Annotated in this window: 20 protein-coding genes (1 of these 20 cut by a window edge); 6 read left to right on the forward strand and 14 right to left on the reverse strand. The window is 68.4% G+C overall.

All coding sequences use genetic code 11. From position 1 onward, the window contains the following. The 3 genes from A37E_RS0109610 to A37E_RS0109620 form a co-directional block, all read right to left on the reverse strand. Positions 1–537, reverse strand: the 5' portion of a protein-coding gene (locus A37E_RS0109610; RefSeq protein WP_038192835.1) for a DMT family transporter. The gene continues 360 nt to the left of window position 1, outside the view; the window shows 537 of its 897 coding nt (coding positions 1–537); its start codon is at positions 535–537; its stop codon lies off the left edge, out of view. Positions 538–545: 8 nt separating this feature from the next. Beyond that, positions 546–1,298 (reverse strand): SDR family NAD(P)-dependent oxidoreductase, encoded by a 753-nt coding sequence (locus A37E_RS0109615; RefSeq protein ID WP_029556392.1) that lies wholly within the window; start codon positions 1,296–1,298, stop codon positions 546–548. Positions 1,299–1,533: 235 nt separating this feature from the next. Next, positions 1,534–2,025, reverse strand: a complete 492-nt coding sequence (locus A37E_RS0109620; protein WP_024281356.1) for a MarR family transcriptional regulator — start codon at positions 2,023–2,025, stop codon at positions 1,534–1,536. 189 nt (positions 2,026–2,214) lie between these two features. Here A37E_RS0109620 and A37E_RS0109625 point away from each other — a divergent pair, with 189 nt between their 5' ends. After that, positions 2,215–3,582, forward strand: coding sequence for an FAD-dependent oxidoreductase (locus A37E_RS0109625; RefSeq protein WP_051678907.1), 1,368 nt, complete (start codon positions 2,215–2,217; stop codon positions 3,580–3,582). A 233-nt stretch (positions 3,583–3,815) separates the two neighbouring features. Here A37E_RS0109625 and phoB read toward each other — a convergent pair whose 3' ends face one another. From phoB to A37E_RS0109660, 7 genes are all read right to left on the reverse strand, one after another. After that, the gene (phoB, locus tag A37E_RS0109630) at positions 3,816–4,517 is read right to left on the reverse strand and encodes a phosphate regulon transcriptional regulator PhoB (RefSeq protein ID WP_024281354.1); all 702 of its coding nucleotides are present in this window, start codon (positions 4,515–4,517) and stop codon (positions 3,816–3,818) included. A gap of 54 nt (positions 4,518–4,571) precedes the next feature. Continuing rightward, the gene (phoU, locus tag A37E_RS0109635) at positions 4,572–5,306 is read right to left on the reverse strand and encodes a phosphate signaling complex protein PhoU (protein ID WP_029556394.1); all 735 of its coding nucleotides are present in this window, start codon (positions 5,304–5,306) and stop codon (positions 4,572–4,574) included. A 20-nt stretch (positions 5,307–5,326) separates the two neighbouring features. Then, a complete protein-coding gene (pstB, locus tag A37E_RS0109640) occupies positions 5,327–6,151 on the reverse strand; it encodes a phosphate ABC transporter ATP-binding protein PstB (RefSeq protein ID WP_024281352.1) in 825 nt (274 codons plus the stop codon). Between the two features lie 60 nt (positions 6,152–6,211). Then, positions 6,212–7,045, reverse strand: coding sequence for a phosphate ABC transporter permease PstA (pstA, locus tag A37E_RS0109645; protein ID WP_051460693.1), 834 nt, complete (start codon positions 7,043–7,045; stop codon positions 6,212–6,214). Between the two features lie 17 nt (positions 7,046–7,062). Further along, complete coding sequence (gene pstC, locus A37E_RS0109650) at positions 7,063–8,040, reverse strand: phosphate ABC transporter permease subunit PstC (RefSeq protein WP_024281351.1); 978 nt, start codon at positions 8,038–8,040, stop codon at positions 7,063–7,065. Positions 8,041–8,141: 101 nt separating this feature from the next. Beyond that, complete coding sequence (pstS, locus tag A37E_RS0109655; RefSeq protein ID WP_024281350.1) at positions 8,142–9,182, reverse strand: phosphate ABC transporter substrate-binding protein PstS; 1,041 nt, start codon at positions 9,180–9,182, stop codon at positions 8,142–8,144. 134 nt (positions 9,183–9,316) lie between these two features. Further along, positions 9,317–10,765: an ATP-binding protein gene (locus tag A37E_RS0109660; RefSeq protein WP_245279304.1), complete on the reverse strand. Its 1,449-nt coding sequence runs from the start codon at positions 10,763–10,765 to the stop codon at positions 9,317–9,319. 605 nt (positions 10,766–11,370) lie between these two features. Here A37E_RS0109660 and A37E_RS0109665 point away from each other — a divergent pair. Next, positions 11,371–12,084 carry a hypothetical protein gene (locus tag A37E_RS0109665; RefSeq protein ID WP_156026276.1) on the forward strand — a complete coding sequence of 238 codons (714 nt, stop codon included), beginning with the start codon at positions 11,371–11,373 and terminating at the stop codon, positions 12,082–12,084. Positions 12,085–12,091: 7 nt separating this feature from the next. Here A37E_RS0109665 and A37E_RS0109670 read toward each other — a convergent pair whose 3' ends face one another. Beyond that, on the reverse strand, positions 12,092–12,910 hold the full coding sequence (locus A37E_RS0109670; RefSeq protein WP_029556397.1) for an exodeoxyribonuclease III: 819 nt from the start codon (positions 12,908–12,910) through the stop codon (positions 12,092–12,094). Positions 12,911–13,214: 304 nt separating this feature from the next. Here A37E_RS0109670 and A37E_RS27695 point away from each other — a divergent pair, with 304 nt between their 5' ends. Continuing rightward, positions 13,215–13,721 carry a type II toxin-antitoxin system HicB family antitoxin gene (locus A37E_RS27695; protein WP_348550877.1) on the forward strand — a complete coding sequence of 169 codons (507 nt, stop codon included), beginning with the start codon at positions 13,215–13,217 and terminating at the stop codon, positions 13,719–13,721. Between the two features lie 11 nt (positions 13,722–13,732). Here A37E_RS27695 and A37E_RS0109685 read toward each other — a convergent pair whose 3' ends face one another. Next, a complete protein-coding gene (locus tag A37E_RS0109685; protein ID WP_029556398.1) occupies positions 13,733–14,062 on the reverse strand; it encodes a hypothetical protein in 330 nt (109 codons plus the stop codon). Between the two features lie 68 nt (positions 14,063–14,130). Between A37E_RS0109685 and A37E_RS0109690 the strand changes: the two genes are divergently transcribed. From A37E_RS0109690 to A37E_RS0109705, 3 genes are all read left to right on the forward strand, one after another. Beyond that, positions 14,131–14,574 carry a hypothetical protein gene (locus tag A37E_RS0109690; protein ID WP_038192844.1) on the forward strand — a complete coding sequence of 148 codons (444 nt, stop codon included), beginning with the start codon at positions 14,131–14,133 and terminating at the stop codon, positions 14,572–14,574. Between the two features lie 70 nt (positions 14,575–14,644). Next, entirely contained in the window at positions 14,645–15,115 is a 471-nt protein-coding gene (locus A37E_RS0109695; protein WP_029556400.1) for an SRPBCC domain-containing protein, read from the forward strand. Between the two features lie 187 nt (positions 15,116–15,302). Continuing rightward, the gene (locus A37E_RS0109705) at positions 15,303–15,452 is read left to right on the forward strand and encodes a hypothetical protein (protein ID WP_155982405.1); all 150 of its coding nucleotides are present in this window, start codon (positions 15,303–15,305) and stop codon (positions 15,450–15,452) included. Positions 15,453–15,467: 15 nt separating this feature from the next. Here A37E_RS0109705 and A37E_RS0109710 read toward each other — a convergent pair whose 3' ends face one another. Then, positions 15,468–15,914 carry a cupin domain-containing protein gene (locus tag A37E_RS0109710; protein ID WP_029556401.1) on the reverse strand — a complete coding sequence of 149 codons (447 nt, stop codon included), beginning with the start codon at positions 15,912–15,914 and terminating at the stop codon, positions 15,468–15,470. Positions 15,915–15,917: 3 nt separating this feature from the next. Next, positions 15,918–16,691, reverse strand: a complete 774-nt coding sequence (gene gloB, locus A37E_RS0109715) for a hydroxyacylglutathione hydrolase (protein ID WP_024281342.1) — start codon at positions 16,689–16,691, stop codon at positions 15,918–15,920. Between the last annotated feature and the right edge of the window lie 75 nt (positions 16,692–16,766).

Consider the following 16,766-nt stretch of genomic DNA (forward strand, 5'->3'; position numbering starts at 1 on the left):
CATGCGGGTGGTGATGGAATAGAGCGCATAGGTCGCGGCGGCCACCAGCGAGAGGATCGCGGCGGGATGGATGCCGCCGGCCCCCGGCCGCACGACCAGCAGGATGCCGGCAAATCCCACGATGATGGCGAGCCAGCGCTCCAGCCCCACCCGCTCCCCCAGCAGCGGCCCCGCGAACAGGGCGACGAAGAAGGGGATGGAGAACATGATGGAGACTGTCTGATCCAGCTGCAGGAACTGGAGGGCCGTGAAGTTCAGGGCCGTGGTGGCGAAGAGCAGCGCCGAGCGGACGATCTGCAGTCCCGGCCGCTGGGTGCGCATCAGTCCCGGCACGGTCCAGGGATTGAACACCAGCAGCGACAAGGCGAAGTGGATGACGTAGCGCGCCCAAACCACGATAAGCACGTTGATGTGGGCGCTCAGCCATTTGGCCGTGGTGTCGGTCAGCGCGAAGCTCATCACCGCGAGGCACATGAGCGCGATGCCGACCAGCGGCGCCGGGGCCGGCGTGACCTCTCTGTCTCCCGGCGCGCGCATGGCGGTCCTCAGTAGGTGGCGCGGCCGCCGGAAAGATCGAACACTGCGCCCGTGGTGAAGGAGCAGTCCGCCGAGGCCGCAAAGGCGATGGTCGCCGCCACCTCGTCCACCTGCACGAATCGCCCGCGCGGAATCTTGGAGAGCATATAGTCGATGTGTTGCTGGCTCATCTGATCGAAGATGGCGGTGCGCGCGGCGGCGGGCGTCACGCAGTTCACCGCGATGTCGTACTCGGCCAGTTCCTTGCCCAGCGACTTGGTGAGGGCGATCACGCCCGCCTTCGAGGCCGAATAGGCGGAGGCGTTGGGGTTGCCCTCCTTGCCGGCGATGGAGGCCACATTGACGATGCGCCCATATTTCTGCGCGATCATGTGCGGCGCGACCGCCCGGCAGCAGAAGAAGGGGCCGTCGAGATTGATGGCCATCACCTTCTTCCATTCCTCTTCCGGGTAGTCCCACGTCTTGTGGTTCGCGCCCGCGACACCGGCATTGTTCACGAGGATGTCGATGCGGCCGAATTCGGCATGCACCTCGGCCACGGCCCGTTCCACGTCGGCGAGGCGGCTCACGTCCACGGTCACGGGCATCACGCGGGCGCGGCCCAGGTCGTCCGCGGTCTTCACCACGAGGTCGGTGTCGCGATCGAAGATGGCGACGCGGGCGCCGGAGGCGATGAAGCGCTCGACCACGGCGCGGCCGATACCCTGCGCGCCGCCGGTGACGATGGCGAAGCGGTCGTTGAGATCGATGGCGTTGGACATGTTTCCCCCGGTGCGTCGCCGATCCGGCCGGCGATCCTGATTCTGCCGTTGGCGCGGCGGCTGTGCCGGTGTGTTTTTAATCGATTGAAAACCGATCGGACAAGGCATAGCGCGGGATCGGCCGGGAGAAAAGCCCGGCGCGGTGCATAGTGTCGCACCGCTCCATGCGCCGGATGCAAGGCGGAAAGTCGAGGGCAGGCCTGGGTGACGGTGATGGAGGGGGCGTCTGCGGCTCTCAGGCGTCCTCATCCTCGTCGCCGGGTTCGGCCTCGTCGTCGAGGCCGCCGTCGGCACCGAGGCGCAAGGCGAGGTTCTTCTCCACCTTGCGCAGGAGCTTGCGCAGCCGCTTCTTCTCCTTGCTGTCGAGGCCAACCACCATCTCGGCCTCCAGCTGGTCCCACACATGATCGATGGAGGCGCCGCGCTCGCGCCCCGCATCTGTGAGGAAGACCCGCACGAGCCGGCCGTCGCCATCGGTGGCGCGGCGCTCGACGAGCCCCTGGGTGGTGAGGCGGGCGATGGTCTTGGAGGCCGTGGGCGGGCGCACCCGCAGCGCGGATGCAAGGTCGCCCATGGTGCGGCCGTCCGCCTCGCACAAAAGCTTCAGCACGGATTCCTGTCCCGGGAACAGCCCGAGGCCGGCGAGGAGACGGGCCGACAGCGCCTTCTGCAGGCGCGCCGTGTGGGTGAGCCTGTAGCCGATGGTCTTCTGAACCGGATCCTTCATGGGTCTCCCCCGACATGTCCCGAGCGCGAGCGAAGCCGCGCCGGCCACGCGCCCCTTTATCCACATGCCGGCTTACAATTTTGCGAAGGTTGGGGGCGATCCGGCGGGAAAGTGCGTGGTGTCGCGCATTTACCCGCGGGGCGGTCCGCCCTCTCGCCCCGTTGCACGCCCCATGGTAGCGTTCCGGCCGTGACCGAACCCGATCGCCCCCCTCTTTCCCGCCGCGCGCTGCTCGCCCGTGGTGTTGCCCTGGCGGCCACGCCGCTCGTGGGCATGAGCCTTGCCACCTCGCGCGCGCTCGGCCAGCAGACTGACGCAGACGTCGTCATCATCGGCGCGGGCGCGGCCGGCATCGCCGCCGCGCGGCGCATCGCCGAGGCCGGGCGCAGCTATGTGCTGCTGGAGGCCGGCAAGCAGGTGGGCGGCCGCACGGTGACGGACACCACCCAGTTCGGCGTCCCGCTCGACCTCGGCGCGGCGCGGCTCAACATGCCGGCGGCGCGCCCCATGGCCGCCTTCGGCCGGGCCGAAGGGCTCGACATCTATCGCGCGCCGGATGGCGGCCGGCTCTATGTGGGCGGGCGCGAGGCGGGTGATACCGACTATGAGGATTTCATTGCCACGGTCCGCCGGGGTGAGCGGGCCATCGTCGCCGCCGGCGATGCCAACCGCGACATGGCCGCCTCCCGCGCCTTGCCGGATCTCGGACCCTGGGGCCCGAGCGCCCGCTTCGTCCTCGGCCCGTTCAACTGCGCCAAGGAACTGGACCAGGTCTCCACCGTGGACGTCTCCCGCTTCGACGAGCGCGAGAGCGAAGACATCTGCCGGCAGGGCGTGGGCACGCTGGTGGCGCAGCTCGCCCGGCCGCTGACGGTGCGGCTTGAGGTGGTGGCGCGCTCCATCGATCTCAGCCCGCGCCTCGTCTCGGTGCAGACCAACAAGGGCAGCGTGACCGGGCGCACGGTAATCGTCGCCGTGCCGCCGAGCCTCATCGCGGCGGGCAAGCTGCGCATCGGCCCGTCGCTGCCGCAGCGCTACCGCACGGCGGTGGAGAAGATCACGCTGGGTGCCTTCGACCACATCGGCTTCCGCCTGCCACGCAATCCCGGCAATCTCGGCGCCGACGAGCTGGTCTATTTCCGCGCCGACGGCCCGCGCGCCTATGCGCTGCGCGCCCGCATCGGCGGCACAGACCTCTATAGCCTTGAAGTGGGGGGCGACGTGGCCGCCGGCCTCGCCGACAGTCCGCCCGAGGCAGCGGCGTCCTTCGTGAAGGCGGCGCTGACGCATGAGTTCGGCGCCGACACCGCCGCGCGCGTCGGAAAGGTGTTCGCCACCCGCTGGAGCAAGGAGCCGTGGGCGCTGGGCGCCTTCTCCTGCGCTTTGCCGGGTTTCGGCAACATGCGCCGTGCCTTCACCGAGACGGTGGGCGGCCGGCTGGTCTTCGCCGGTGAGCACACCCACGAGACGCTCTGGGGCACGGTCGGCGGCGCCTGGCTCTCCGGCGAGCGCGCGGCCAAGCAGGCGCTTGGGCTTTTGGGGGTCCGGACGGGGTGAGGGGGGCGTTTCGGTTAAGGTCGCCGCCGCTTCTTTCGGTGGCCGCCTTTCGAATCCCGCCGTCATGCCCGGGCTTGTCCCGGGCATCCACGCGGTTCGGCTGGGAATAGATTTCGGGCAGTAGCGCCAGCGGCACGACGTGGATGGCCGGGACAAGCCCGGCCATGACGGTGCCTTTTAATGCTGAGGCGCAACGCCCCAAAAGCCCGCTCTCCGCCTCAGCGAAGCAACGCTCAGTGCGCGCGGGCGAACATCTCGTTGAAGGAATAGCCGGCGCCGCGCACGGTGCGGATGGGGTCGGACTGGCGGCCGCGGTTGATGGCCTTGCGCAGGCGGCCCACATGCACGTCCACCGTGCGCTCGTCGATATAGACGTCCTGGCCCCACACGCCGTCGAGCAGCTGCTCGCGGGAGAAGACGCGGCCGGGGCTCTGCATCAGGAATTCCAGCAGGCGGAACTCGGTGGGGCCGAGGTGGATCTCGCGACCGGCGCGGTGGACCCGATGGGTCTCGCGGTCGAGCTCGATGTCGCCAGCCCGCAGCAGGGTGGCGACGTGCTCGGGCTTGGCCCGGCGCAGCAGGGCGCGCACGCGGGCGAGCAGCTCGGGCACCGAGAAGGGCTTCACCACATAGTCGTCCGCGCCGGTGGCGAGGCCGCGCACCCGCTCGGTCTCCTCGCCGCGGGCGGTGAGCATGATGACGGGCAGGCGCTCGGTCTCCGGCCTGGTGCGCAGGCGCCGGCACAGTTCGATGCCGGAGAGGCCGGGCAGCATCCAGTCGAGGATGATGAGATCCGGCACGCTCTCGCGCAGCCGGGTCTCGGCCTCGTCGCCGCGTCCCACGCTCTCGACCCCGTAACCCTCCGACTCCAGATTGTAGCGGAGCAGGAGGGTCAACGGCTCTTCGTCCTCGACGATCAGAATACGCGCCGGCACTTTGGTCTATCCGTCACTATCGGGGCTCTCCGCCCCGTCTTCAGGTCTGGTGGATCAGCTCTGAACGGTGGTGGTGCGGCCCGGGAAGGGCAGGGTGGTGTCGCTGGAGGCGTCCGCCTTGGGGCGGCTCTCCGGCAGGTTCTGGCCCGTCACCATGTAGTAGACGATTTCGGCGATGTTGGTCGCGTGGTCGCCGATGCGCTCGATGTTCTTGGCGCAGAACAGAAGGTGCGTGCACACGGAGATGTTGCGCGGGTCTTCCATCATGTAGGTGAGGAGTTCGCGGAACAGGGACGTGTACATGGTGTCGATGGCGCCGTCGCGGCCCCACACTTCCAGCGCCTTCGCCTCGTTGCGGGCGGCGTAGGCGTCGAGCACTTCCTTGAGCTGCTCGAGCACGAGGTCGGAGATGTGCTCCACCCCGCGCACCAGCTTCGCCGGGTGATACTCGCCCTCGATGGCGATGACGCGCTTGCCCACGTTCTTGGCGAGGTCGCCGATGCGCTCGAGGTCGTTGGCGATGCGGATGGACGCGACGATCTCTCTGAGGTCGATGGCCACAGGCTGGCGCTTGGCGATGACCAGGATGGCCCGGTCCTCGATCTCGCGCTGCACCTGATCCACGGTCGCGTCGAGCAGCACCACCTTCTGGGCGAGGGCGCTGTCGCGGCGGATGAGCGAGGTGACGCTGTCGGCGACCAGGCGCTCGGCCTGCCCGCCCATCTCGACGACCTTGCGGCCGATTTCCTTCAACTCCTGATCGAAGGAGGCGACGATATGATCCGGCATCTCAGTGATCCTTCAATCCGTCAGCCGAAGCGGCCGGTGATGTAGTCGCGCGTCTTGATCTCCTTCGGATTGGTGAAGATCACGTCGGAAGGCGCCATCTCGATCAGCTCGCCCAGATAGAAGAAGGCGGTCATGTCGGCGCAGCGCGCGGCCTGCTGCATGTTGTGGGTGACGATGACGATGGTGAATTCCTGCTTCAGCTCGTCGATCAGGTCCTCGATCTTTGAGGTGGAGATCGGGTCGAGGGCCGAGGTGGGCTCGTCGAGCAGGATCACTTCCGGCTTCACCGCGATGGTGCGGGCGATGCACAGGCGCTGCTGCTGGCCGCCAGACATGCCGAGCGCCGAGGTGTGCAGGCGGTCCTTGGTCTCGTCCCAGATGGCGGCCTTGCGCAGGCACCATTCCACGCGCTCGTCCATCTGTGCCTTGGAGAGCTTCTCGTGCAGCTTCACGCCGAACGCGATGTTGTCATAGATCGACATGGGGAACGGCGTGGGCTTCTGGAACACCATGCCGATGCGGGTGCGCACGATGGTGGGGTCGAGCTCCTTGCCGACGATGTTCACGCCGTCGAACAACACCGAGCCCTCGGCGCGCTGGCCGGGGTAGAGGTCGAACATGCGGTTGAACACGCGCAGCAGCGTGGACTTGCCGCAGCCCGACGGGCCGATCATGGCGGTCACGCGCTTCTCGGGAACCTCGAAGTTGATGTTCCGCAGCGCATGGTTGCTGCCGTAGTAGAACTGCAGGTTCTCCACCTTGATCTTGGCGGGGGCCGGCGGCGCGTCCGGCTTGGCACCCACGGCGGAGGCGAGATTGAAGGTGGGATCGACGGCTGAAGTCATTTTGTCCTCGCTTGGGCCTTGGCCTTGCTTCGGAGGAAATGGAAAGGGCGGCGGCGGGAGCTAGTGGCTCCGCGCCAGGAAGAGGCGGGACGCCACGTTGAGCACCAGCACGCCCACGGTGATGAGCAGTGCGCCGGCCCAGGCGAGCGAGACCCAGTCGTCGAACGGGCTGCCGGCGAACTGGTAGATGGCGATGGGCAGGCTCGCCATCGGCTTCGACAGGTCGGTCGACATGGCGTTGTTGCCGAGCGAGGTGAACAGCAGCGGCGCGGTCTCGCCGGCGGCGCGGGCGATGGCCAGCAGCACGCCGGTGACGATGCCGGCGCGGGCCGCGCGCCAGGTGATGAACATCACCACCTTCCACTGCGGCGCGCCGAGCGCGAAGGCGGCTTCGCGCAGGCCGACGGGCACGAGGTTCAGCATGTCCTCGGTGGTGCGCACGATGACCGGGATCACCAGGATCGCCAGGGCGATGGAGCCCGCCCAGCCGGAAAAGCCGCCGAGCGGCACCACCAGCAGGGTGTAGATGAACAGGCCCACCAGGATGGACGGTGCCGACAGCAGGATGTCGTTCACGAAGCGGGCGGCGGCGCCGACCTTGGTGCCCTTGCCGTTCTCGGCGAGGAAGGTGCCGCAGAAGATGCCGATGGGGCCGCCGATGGCCATGGCGATGCCGATCTGGATCAGCGAGCCGACGATGGCATTCAGCAGGCCGCCGCCCTGGCCCGGCGGCTTGGTGACCTGGGTGAAGACGTTCAATCCCAGCGCGGGCAGGCCGCGCGAGAGCAGGGTCCAGAGGATCCAGCCGAGAAGGAACAGGGCGAAGACGGCAAAGCCGGTGGAGATGGCCTTGACGGCCCGGTCGGTGGCGCGGCGCGCGGCGAGGGAAGCCATGGTTCTGAAGCTCCCGGTCAGTCGAGCCGCGAGCGCACGAGCGCCCGGGACAGTGCAAGGACGATGAAGGAGATCACGAACAGGATGAAGCCGAGCTGCAGCAGCGAGGTGAGCTTCAGCGACCCGATCGGGGCCTCGGGGAATTCGTTGGCGATGGTGGAGGCGATGGTCGCGCCCGGCGCGAACAGGGAGGCGGACAGGCGCGTCGCGTTGCCGATGACGAAGGTCACGGCCATGGTCTCGCCCAGCGCGCGGCCGAGGCCGAGCATGATGGCGCCCACCATGGCGGTCTTGCCGTAGGGCACCGAGACGTTCTTGTAGACCTCGTAGGTGGTGGCGCCGATGCCGTAGGCCGATTCCTTCAGCATGGGCGGCACGCTTTCCAGCGTCTCCACGAACATGGCGGTGATGAAGGGCAGGATCATCACCGCGAGGATGAGGCCGGCGGTGAGCATGCCCGAGCCGAGCGGCGGGCCGGCGAACAGCGCGCCGATAACCGGCAGGTCGCCGAACAGGTCGATCAGCGGGGGCTGCACGTAGGCGGCGATCAGCGGGACGACGACGAAGAAGCCCCACATGCCGTAGATGATGGAGGGCACGGCGGCCAGAAGCTGCACCGCGACGCCGACGGGCCGCTTCAGCGGCTGGGGCGCGATCTCGGTGAGGAAGAAGGCGATGCCGAAGGAGAGCGGCAGCGCCACGATCACCGCGATGATGGCGGAGAACAGCGTGCCGTAGATCATGACCAGGGCGCCGAAATTCTCGGTGACCGGGTTCCAGGCGGACGACCAGATGAAGTCGAGCCCGAAGTGCTGGAGCGCCGGCAGGCCGCCCTTGAACAGCTCGGCGATGATGAGGCCGAGCAGGATGAGGACGAAGATGCCGCTCGCCCACAGGAGGGTGACGAAGATCGGATCGGCGATCCGTCCCGTGCCCTTGGCCTTGCTGATGGGCTCTGCCGAGCCAGACCGCATGCCGTCCACCGTCGCGTCCATTTTATCCCCTGCCCCGGCTTGTCGATGCGTGTGCGCTACCGGACCTGTCGCCTGATGGAAAAGCGCCGCCCTCCTGCGAGAGCGGCGCGATCTTCTTCAGATCAGAGGACGGGCTTGCCGTCCGGACCCTTCACTTCGGCCTTGAAGGCGGCCTTCACCTGCTCGACCACCGCCGCGGGCAGCGGGATGTAGTGCAGGCCTTCGGCGATGTCGGCGCCTTCCTTGGTGTAGGCCCACTCGAAGAACTTCATCACTTCGCGCGAAGCCTCGACGTTGGTCGGGTTCTTCGGCAGCAGGATGTAGGTGGGGGAGACGATCGGCCAGGCCTCGGGGGCCGGGGCGTCGATCATGGAAGCGGCGAAGTCCTTGGCGCCCTTCCAGTCGGCGGAGGCGGCGGCGGCCTGGAAGCCGGCGACCTCGGGGGTGACGAACTTGCCGGCCTTGTTCTGCAGCTGGGTCACGACCAGCTTGTTGGCGGCGGCGTAGATGAACTCGACGTAGCCGATGCCGCCCTTGGTGTTCTTGACGGTGCCGGTGACGCCCTCGTTACCCTTGGCGCCGGCGCCGGTGGGCCACTGGACCGAGGTCGCCGAGCCGACCTTGGACTTCCAGTCCGGGCTCACAGCCGACAGGTAGGAGGTGAAGATCGCGGTCGTGCCCGAGCTATCCGAACGATAGACCGGGACGATGGCGTTCGAGGGCAGGGTCACGCCGGGGTTCAGGTCGGCGATGGCCTTGTCGTTCCACTTGGTGATCTTGCCGAGATAGATGTCGGCGAGCACCGGGCCGGTGAGCTTGAGCTGGTTGGTGGTGACGCCGTCGAGGTTGACGGTGGCGACCACCGAGCCGATCACGGTCGGGAACTGCAGCAGGTTGTTGGCCGCGAGCTTCTCGCCCGGGACCGTCGCGTCGGACGCGCCGAAGTCCACGGTGCGGTTGATGATCTGGTTCTGGCCGCCGCCGGAGCCGATCGACTGGTAGTTCAGCGTCGCGCCGGTCTTCTCTTTGAACTTGGCGCCCCAGGACTGGTAGACGGGGGCGGGGAAGGACGCGCCAGCGCCGGTGAAATCGACAGCCTGGGCGCTGCCGGCAAACAGCGAGCCAGCTACGGCGATCACGCCGAGAGCGGTGGTGAGCTTCACGATATCTCTCCTTGCCAAATCGGTTGCCGCTCCGGCAGGAGCCGGGGCAACTGGGCTCAGGACTCTTAGCCCCGGCGCGCCAAGGTTCTATGACGCATCCGTGACATGGACATGACAGCTTACGCCCTTGCCTTTTATAGGTTTTTTTCCGGGCTCGGCAAAGCTTCCATCCGCACGGAGAAGATTGCTCCTTTGCCGAGCTCGCTTTCCACGCCCAGCCGGCCGCGGTGGCGGGCCACGATGTGCTTGACGATGGCGAGCCCCAATCCCGTACCGCCCTGGTCACGGCTGGCCGCCACGTCCACCCGGTAGAAGCGCTCGGTGAGGCGGGGCAGGTGCTCCGGCGAGATGCCGGGGCCGAAGTCGCGCACGCTCACCACGGCGGTGCCGTTCTCACGTGCGAGGCGCACCTCCACCTTCTTGCCGGCAGCGCCGTATTTCAGGGCATTCTCCACCAGATTCTCGAACAGGCGGATCAGTTCGTCGCGATCACCGAGGATTTCCAGGTCGGCCGTCTCGCGGACCTGCTCCAGCTCCACCCCGCGGTCGCGGGCGAGGGGGGAGAGGGTATCGCAGACGTGGGCGATGATGGCGCCAAGGTCCACCTTGGTCTGCGGCTGCACGTGGGCATTCAGCTCGATGCGCGAGAGCGAGAGCAGGTCGTCGATGAGGCGCGACATGCGCCGCGCCTGCGCCGCCATGATGGCGAGGAAGCGCTCGCGTGCCGGCGTGTCATTGCGTGCCGGGCCTTGCAGCGTCTCGATGAAGCCCGACAGGGAGGCCAGCGGGGTGCGCAGCTCGTGGCTGGCATTGGCCACGAAGTCCGCCCGCATCTGCTCCACCCGGCGCTGCTGGGTGAGGTCGCGGAAGGTGAGCAGCACGGCGTCGGGTGCGCGCTCGGGGGAGACGTGCAGCCGGAGCGGCACCACATGCGCCTCCAGCCAGCGGTCGAGGGGAATGCGTTCGGCGAACTCCACCCGCCGGGGCACGCCGTCCGCCGCCGCGGCGCGCACCGCGTCCAGCACCTCCGGCACGCGCACCACGAAGGACAGGGGATCGCCCACCCGCGTCGGGCCGAGGGCCAGGGCGACGCGCTGGTTGGCGGTGATGATGTTGCCGGCGGCCGAGAGCAGCAGCGCCGGTTCGGGCAGCGCCGCCACCACCGCGCAGGCCTGCGAGTCCCGCGCCGGGGGTGGTGCGGTCGGCAAAGGCGTCACCACGGGCACCGGCGCCGGCGGGGCTGGCCGCAGCGACAGCCAGAGCGCCACCAGCAGCGCCGCCATCAGGATGGCCAGCAGTGGATCCAGCGCGCCCGCCGCGGCGCCGCCGATGACCACCGCCGCGACGGCGCCCACCAGTGCGAGGCTTCGCCGCCCGCTCCGGCCGTTCGGCGCGGGGGGCAGGGCAGCGGCGGGTGACGGACGGGCCGGCACGGGCGCCGCAGCCACGGGCGGGGAGGCTGTCGCCGCACCGGCAATCGAGGGGGCGAGGTCCGGCATGGGGGCGGGGGCAGCCGCGATCTCTGGCAGGGGGCCGGGCGTCAGCGTTGGCGCGGCCGTGGTCGTCGCCGCGGGCAGGGACATCGCGGGCAAGGACGCCGCAAGACCGGACGCCGCGAGACCGGACGGCGCAGACAGAGGCGCGGCGGGGGCGGGCGTCAGCACGGGCGTTTCGGCCACCTGCGCACGCCTCTCGGAAGCGCGCGGCGCACGGGCGGGCTTTTCCGTGTCGCGCTTCTCCGGCTCGCGTCCTTCGGCCTCGCGACCGTGCTGCGATGGCCCTTCCGGCATCATTCTGGCGCGCCCTCCCTTTCGCGTCATCCTACACGGCCTCGCTGCTTCTTCCCGGCGCATTTCGCGGCCGCCCGTCCGGCCATCCGCCTGTGGCGAATCGCCCCGGCCCGGCAGCCCTTCCATTGAAGGACGATGCTCGCGCCCCTCCAAGAAGGCATTACGACAACCGACCCTCCGGATATTTGATTGATCGCGGTTTTCGCCAGTCTCGTGCGACCGGCCCACGCGGGTGGGTTGCGTCTTCGCTCCGGGTCGCGTCTGCTGCGCCATACCGTTGCAGGAGGTGCCTCCGGGGCATCCCGCGAGGTCTTTTGAAAGGCGTGTCGGCGCGGACATGCCCTTGCCCAACGGGCATGTCCATCTGCTATGACGGGCCGGGGGCGGAGGAATTGGCCATGGGTAAGGATTGCCGGCGCCAAGCAGGCGGCTGCGGCCGCCGCCGTGCCGTCGCAGGTATTTCGGTGCCGGCATTTGCCGTTGCGGCCGGGGTGCTGATCCTCTGCCTGCCGTCTGTATCTCCCGCCCGCGCCGATCCCGTGCCGCTGCCGGCCACCGATTTTGCCCTGAAAGCCGACCTCAAGCGCGGTGGCACCATCGACATCGCCCACAGCCATGGCCGCATGCGGGTGGAGATCCAGAAGTCCAACATTCCGGGCAGCATGGTCGGCATCATCGACCTGAACGCGCGCAGCATGCTGGTGCGCACCCCCAATTTGCCGAACATGGCGGTGGAGATCGAGCTGCCACCGGAATACGTGCTCGGCGCCCTCACCGGCACCGGCCTCCGGGTGGGCGAGGACACGGTGGCGGGCGAGGCGTGCGACCTCTGGAAAATCGATCCGCAGATGAAATCGGCCCTCGGCCCTACCACCGCCTGCATCACGCCGGATGGCATCGCCCTGCGCACGGCGGTGGAGATCAAGGGCACGAAGCAGACGGTGTTCGAGGCGACATCCCTCACCCGCGCGCCGCAGGACCAAAAGCAGTTCCAGTTGCCGCCCGGAACGCAGGTGATGAAGGTGCCCAAGGGCAAGATCGGCGCCGCCCTCGGCATTCCCGGCCTCGGCGGTGCGCCGGCGGAGGCGCCTCCGGCACCGGCGAAGCCCTGAGGGACCCTCAGCCGAAGGTCATGGCCACCGGCACATGGTCCGACGGCTTTTCCCAGCCGCGGGCTTCCTTCAGCACGGTCATGGCGGTGGCGGAGGGGGCGAGGCTCTCCGACGCCCACACATGGTCGAGGCGGCGGCCGCGGTCGTTGGCCGTATAATCCGGCGAGCGGTAGCTCCACCAGGTGAACAGCTTTTCCTGCGGCGGCACGAAGCGGCGCATCACGTCCACCCAGGGGCCGGACGCCTGGAACGCGCCGAGCCGCTCCACCTCGACAGGAGTGTGGCTGACCACGGTAAGCAGCTGCTTGTGGTTCCACACGTCGGTTTCGAGCGGAGCGATGTTGAGGTCGCCCACCACGATGGCGTGGTCGTTGTTGCCAGCGTGGGGCTTCAGTGGCGCCCAGCCGGTGATCTCGTCGAGGAAAGCCAGCTTGTGGGCGAACTTGGGGTTCAGCTCCGGGTCGGGCACGTCGCCGCCCGCCGGCACGTAGAAATTATGGATGGTGAGCGGCTTGCCCAGCGCGTGCGCGCCGTCGAGCGTCACCGCGATGTGGCGGGCATCGCCCTTGCCGCAGAACTCCCCCTTCTCGATGCGCGCGAACGGCCGCTTCGAGAACGTCGCCACCCCGTGCCAGCCCTTCTGGCCATGGAGCGCAATGTGGGGGAAGCCCATGTCGCGGATGGCGTTCAGGGGAAACTTGTCGTCCTGGCACTTGGTCTCCTGCAGGCACAGCACATCCGGCTGCAGCCGCTCCACGGCCGCGCGCACGATGTCGAGGCGGATGCGGACGGAATTGATGTTCCAGGTGCAGACGGTGAGGGACACGGGCAATGGCAGACTGAAAAAGGGCGGGAAGATCGACGCTTACACCTGCGCGGGCGGGGGAGGCAAGGAAAAGGGGGTGCACTGAGGGAGGGGGGCGCTTCTCCCTTTGAGGGACTTGAGTTTTTCGCCGGGCAGCTCCGGCTGTGCCGTCCCTGTCGCGGGAGACTGGCGGATCCCGGACCAGCGCTCTGGCTAAGCCTCCTGCCCACCATTTCGGCTTGCCGCTTTTCCCGGCAGGCCTACACTGAAGCCTTTCCAGTCCGTGGTTTTTTCCACCCTTTCGTTCTTTGATGGATTGAGCGTCATGCACAACAAGAGGCTTGAGGCCTTGCGTGCCAGCCCCGGCGACGAGCGGCGGCCGGCGGATCTGGAGATCATCGCCTCCCAATATGCCATCAAGTTCCGGAAGGTGACGGGGACCCATGTGGTGTTCACCCATCCCGCCGTGCCGAACTGCGTGGCGGTGCCCATGAAGAACAGGATCCGCGCGGCCCACGTGAAGGCGTTCGTGGCCATGGTGGACCGCATGGACGAGGGCACCGCGCCGGTACGCATGCGCACGGTGGCGCCGGGCACGGTGGTGGATGTCGCCGCCTATCCCTCGGCCGTCGCGCCGATTCCTGAGGCGGAGGGGGGCGGGTTCGTCGTGAGCTTCGCGGATGTGCCGGGTTGCCTCGGCATCGGCGAGACGCCGGAAGCGGCGGAGGCGGACGGGCGGCTCGCCTTGTTCGCCGCCATCGATGCCCTGAAGGCCGCCGACCGCGCCCCGCCCCAGCCGGGGGCCGTTGAAGGGGTGAAAGCGGAGGCCTGAGCGATGCCGGCTCAGCCGCGCCCCGCCCGCTCCTCCAGGAAGGCGGACACCGTGTCGAGCAGGCGGATGGCGCCGGGAAGCTGGGCGTGGGCTTCCGCCTGTTGCGCATTCTCCGGCTCCAGCGTGCGCCACCACACGATGAAGCGGTGGATCAGCGCGCGGCCGGAAATGGCGTCGAACGGCATGCCGGGGAAGGCGTCGAGCCCGAACGCCGCCTCCACCTGCCGGAGGCACCCATGCACATAGACATGATCTTCCGTTTCCAGCTGAAACGGCCCCTCGGGGGCGCGGCGCTCCATGCGCACCTCGCTCAGTTCGGGAATGTAGTCCGCCTTGGTCACGCCGCCTCCGCTCGCATCCGGGTTTTGCCCGGCGTAGCAGGATCGGTGCCAAGGCGGGGGATGGCCGCATGAGCGCCGACGATCCCACCGCCATCGCCGCCGTGCCGGTGATCCCCATCGCGGGCGGCTTCCGCCTGCTGGTGATGCGCGAGCTGGCGCTGGATGAGGGGCCGCCGGCCTATGCCGTGATCGGCCAGACGCTGGTGCGCGCCCCGCCGCGCAGCATCCGCCATGGCGTCGCATTCGCCCTCGCCTTCGGGCCGGAGGTGATGGCGTGGCTCAACCAGGCGCTCGGCCGCCCCGCCTGGCGCGACGCCTCCGGCGAGACCCTGCGCAACCCGCGCTGGCCCGGCCTTCAATGGCACCGCGCCCCGCGCGCGTGGCCGGGCGGGACGCTCACCACCGAGTGGAGCGCCGACATCCTCTTCCCTGAGGAAGCCGATTGCGCCGCCTTCGCGCTGGCCTTCGCCGATGCGCTCAGCGGGCGGGAGGCTGTGTCGCAAACCGACTGAGGTCCAAAATTTGCTTCGCGAGCCAAAGGCCCGCGCCCGCATTTCATTGACCGCTTTTGGAGGTCCTTCCATGTCGGATGTTGTCGAAACCCGCTCCATTCTCACCGAGGCCGAGTTCGACCAGCCGGTGGATGTCGTGTGGCGCGCCATCACCGATTCCGAATGGCTCGCCGTCTGGTTCTTTCCCAACGACATCCAGCCGCTGGAGGGCCACAAGTTCACCATCTGGGGCCGGCCCATCGAGCGGTGGGACGGCGAATTCCAGTGTCAGGTGAAGAGCTGCATTCCCGAGAAGGAGCTGTCGTTCAGCTGGAAGGGCGGGCATGAGGAACTGAAGGGCTTCGGCCACTATATCGATACGGTGGTGACCTGGACGCTGACGCCCACGCCCTCCGGCGGCACCCATTTCCGCTTCTTCCACGACGGCTTCGGCACGGACACCGCCAATGACGGGGTGTTCGATGTCATGTCCAAGGGCTCCCAGAGCGTGCTGCGCACCCTCACGCGCCGCCTGCCCGACCTCATCGCCCATGGGGCGTGAGAAAAATCGCGCACGATCGCGCCATGGGTTGGAACCGCCGCCATAAGGCCGCGTTTACCATCCGGCTGATGTTGCTGACCTCCGTCCGGGAGGTGGCGACCGACGAACGGAGACGATGATGGGCCAGAGCCTTCCTCTGACTACCCCGACCTCTCTGCGCATCGTGATTGGAGACGCCGAGACGCGGGTGTCCAGCGTCGAGGACGTGGTGAAGTTCCTGCGCAAGCAGGAGGCTGGCGATCTCGCCGATTTCCTCATGGCCCAGCGCAGCGGCGCGAACCCGCCGAGCCTCGGCGATGTGTGCGCCCGCATGGAAGCCCTCTGCGCGATGGTGTGAGGGCTCAAACTTGAGCTAAGGCTGGCCCGGCTCCCAGCCGGGCGGGGCGAGTTCAAACCCTGCGAAATCGAAGGCCGGCGCCACGGTGCAGCCGACCAGCGTCCAGGCGCCGAGGCTTTCCGCCGCCTGCCACGCGAAGGGCGGCACCACGCCCTGCGGCCGCGCGCCGGCGGCGAGATCCGGCCCCAGCATCACATCCCGCTGTCCCCCGGCGTCCGCGATGGAGAGCCTCAACGGCGCGCCGGCATGCCAATGCCAGACTTCCGAGGCATCCACCCTGTGCCAATGGGAGCGTTCTCCCGCGCGCAGCAGGAAGTAGATGGCCGTGGACGCGCCGCGCCCCCCGTCCGGTGCCTTTTCGCGGAATGTCTCCCGGAAGAACCCGCCCTCGGGATGGGGCTGAAGCGCGAGCAGGGCGATCACCGCCTCCGCGGTGAGCGCCTGAAGGCCGGTCTCGCCCATCCCTCAGCCCTTGAAGCTGTTCTTGCGCTCGCGCAGCGCGGTGAAGACCTCCGCCGGGTCCGCGCCGGGCATGCCAAGGCGCTCGGCCATGGCCGGATCGTCCGCCCGCAGGAAGGGGTTGGCCTTCAGCTCGTCGCCGAGCTTGGAGGGCATGGTGGGCTCGCCCTTGGCGCGTTGCTCCTGCGCCTTGGCATACATGGCCGCGAGGTCCGCATTGTCCGGATCGACCGAGAGGGCGAAGCGGCCGTTGCCCAGCGTGTATTCATGGCCGGAATAGACGTCGAGGTCCTCCGGCAAGGCGCGCAGCCGCTGCAATGAATGCCACAGCACCGGCGGTTCGCACTCCAGCGCCCGCCCGCAGCCGAGCGTGAACAGCGTGTCGCCGGCAAACAGCAGCTTCTCGCCCTCGAAGAAATAGGAAGCGGGGCCGGCGGTATGGCCGGGGGTTTCCAGCACGCGGCCCACCAGCGAGCCGACGGCGACGGGATCGCCGTCCACCACCGCCACGTCGAGGCCGGGGATCTTGTCCGCCTCGGACTTCGGGCCGACGACGGTGGCGCCGTAGCGCGCCTTCACCGCCGTGATGCCCTGGGTGTGGTCGGCATGGTGGTGGGTGACGAGAATGTGGGTGAGGGTCCAGCCTTCCTTCTCCAGCGCCGTCATCACCGGCCCCGGCTCGGGCACGTCCACCACCGCCGTCGCTTCGGTGACGGGATCGTGGATGAGGACGGCGTAATTGTCGCTGAGGCAGGGGATCAGGCGGATGTCGGCCGGCACGGTGTCGATCTCCGGAAGGGGACGGGCTTGACGGCTCGGGTTGCGGACCCGGCGCGCATGATCCTCTATTAAGGG

The organism is Xanthobacter sp. 91, from assembly GCF_000702385.1.
Lineage (GTDB): Bacteria > Pseudomonadota > Alphaproteobacteria > Rhizobiales > Xanthobacteraceae > Xanthobacter > Xanthobacter aminoxidans.

What these genes read in the sequence shown, in the direction of transcription:
- A37E_RS27695 (WP_348550877.1), top strand. Translation starts at nt 13,215, where the DNA reads ATGCACAACAAGAGGCTTGAGGCCTTGCGTGCCAGCCCCGGCGACGAG.
- A37E_RS0109665 (WP_156026276.1), top strand. Translation starts at nt 11,371, where the DNA reads ATGGGTAAGGATTGCCGGCGCCAAGCAGGCGGCTGCGGCCGCCGCCGT.
- A37E_RS0109690 (WP_038192844.1), top strand. Translation starts at nt 14,131, where the DNA reads ATGAGCGCCGACGATCCCACCGCCATCGCCGCCGTGCCGGTGATCCCC.
- pstA (WP_051460693.1), bottom strand. Translation starts at nt 7,045, where the DNA reads ATGGCTTCCCTCGCCGCGCGCCGCGCCACCGACCGGGCCGTCAAGGCC.
- A37E_RS0109695 (WP_029556400.1), top strand. Translation starts at nt 14,645, where the DNA reads ATGTCGGATGTTGTCGAAACCCGCTCCATTCTCACCGAGGCCGAGTTC.
- A37E_RS0109620 (WP_024281356.1), bottom strand. Translation starts at nt 2,025, where the DNA reads ATGAAGGATCCGGTTCAGAAGACCATCGGCTACAGGCTCACCCACACG.
- pstC (WP_024281351.1), bottom strand. Translation starts at nt 8,040, where the DNA reads ATGGACGCGACGGTGGACGGCATGCGGTCTGGCTCGGCAGAGCCCATC.
- A37E_RS0109710 (WP_029556401.1), bottom strand. Translation starts at nt 15,914, where the DNA reads ATGGGCGAGACCGGCCTTCAGGCGCTCACCGCGGAGGCGGTGATCGCC.
- pstB (WP_024281352.1), bottom strand. Translation starts at nt 6,151, where the DNA reads ATGACTTCAGCCGTCGATCCCACCTTCAATCTCGCCTCCGCCGTGGGT.
- phoU (WP_029556394.1), bottom strand. Translation starts at nt 5,306, where the DNA reads ATGCCGGATCATATCGTCGCCTCCTTCGATCAGGAGTTGAAGGAAATC.
- A37E_RS0109615 (WP_029556392.1), bottom strand. Translation starts at nt 1,298, where the DNA reads ATGTCCAACGCCATCGATCTCAACGACCGCTTCGCCATCGTCACCGGC.
- A37E_RS0109660 (WP_245279304.1), bottom strand. Translation starts at nt 10,765, where the DNA reads ATGTCCCTGCCCGCGGCGACGACCACGGCCGCGCCAACGCTGACGCCC.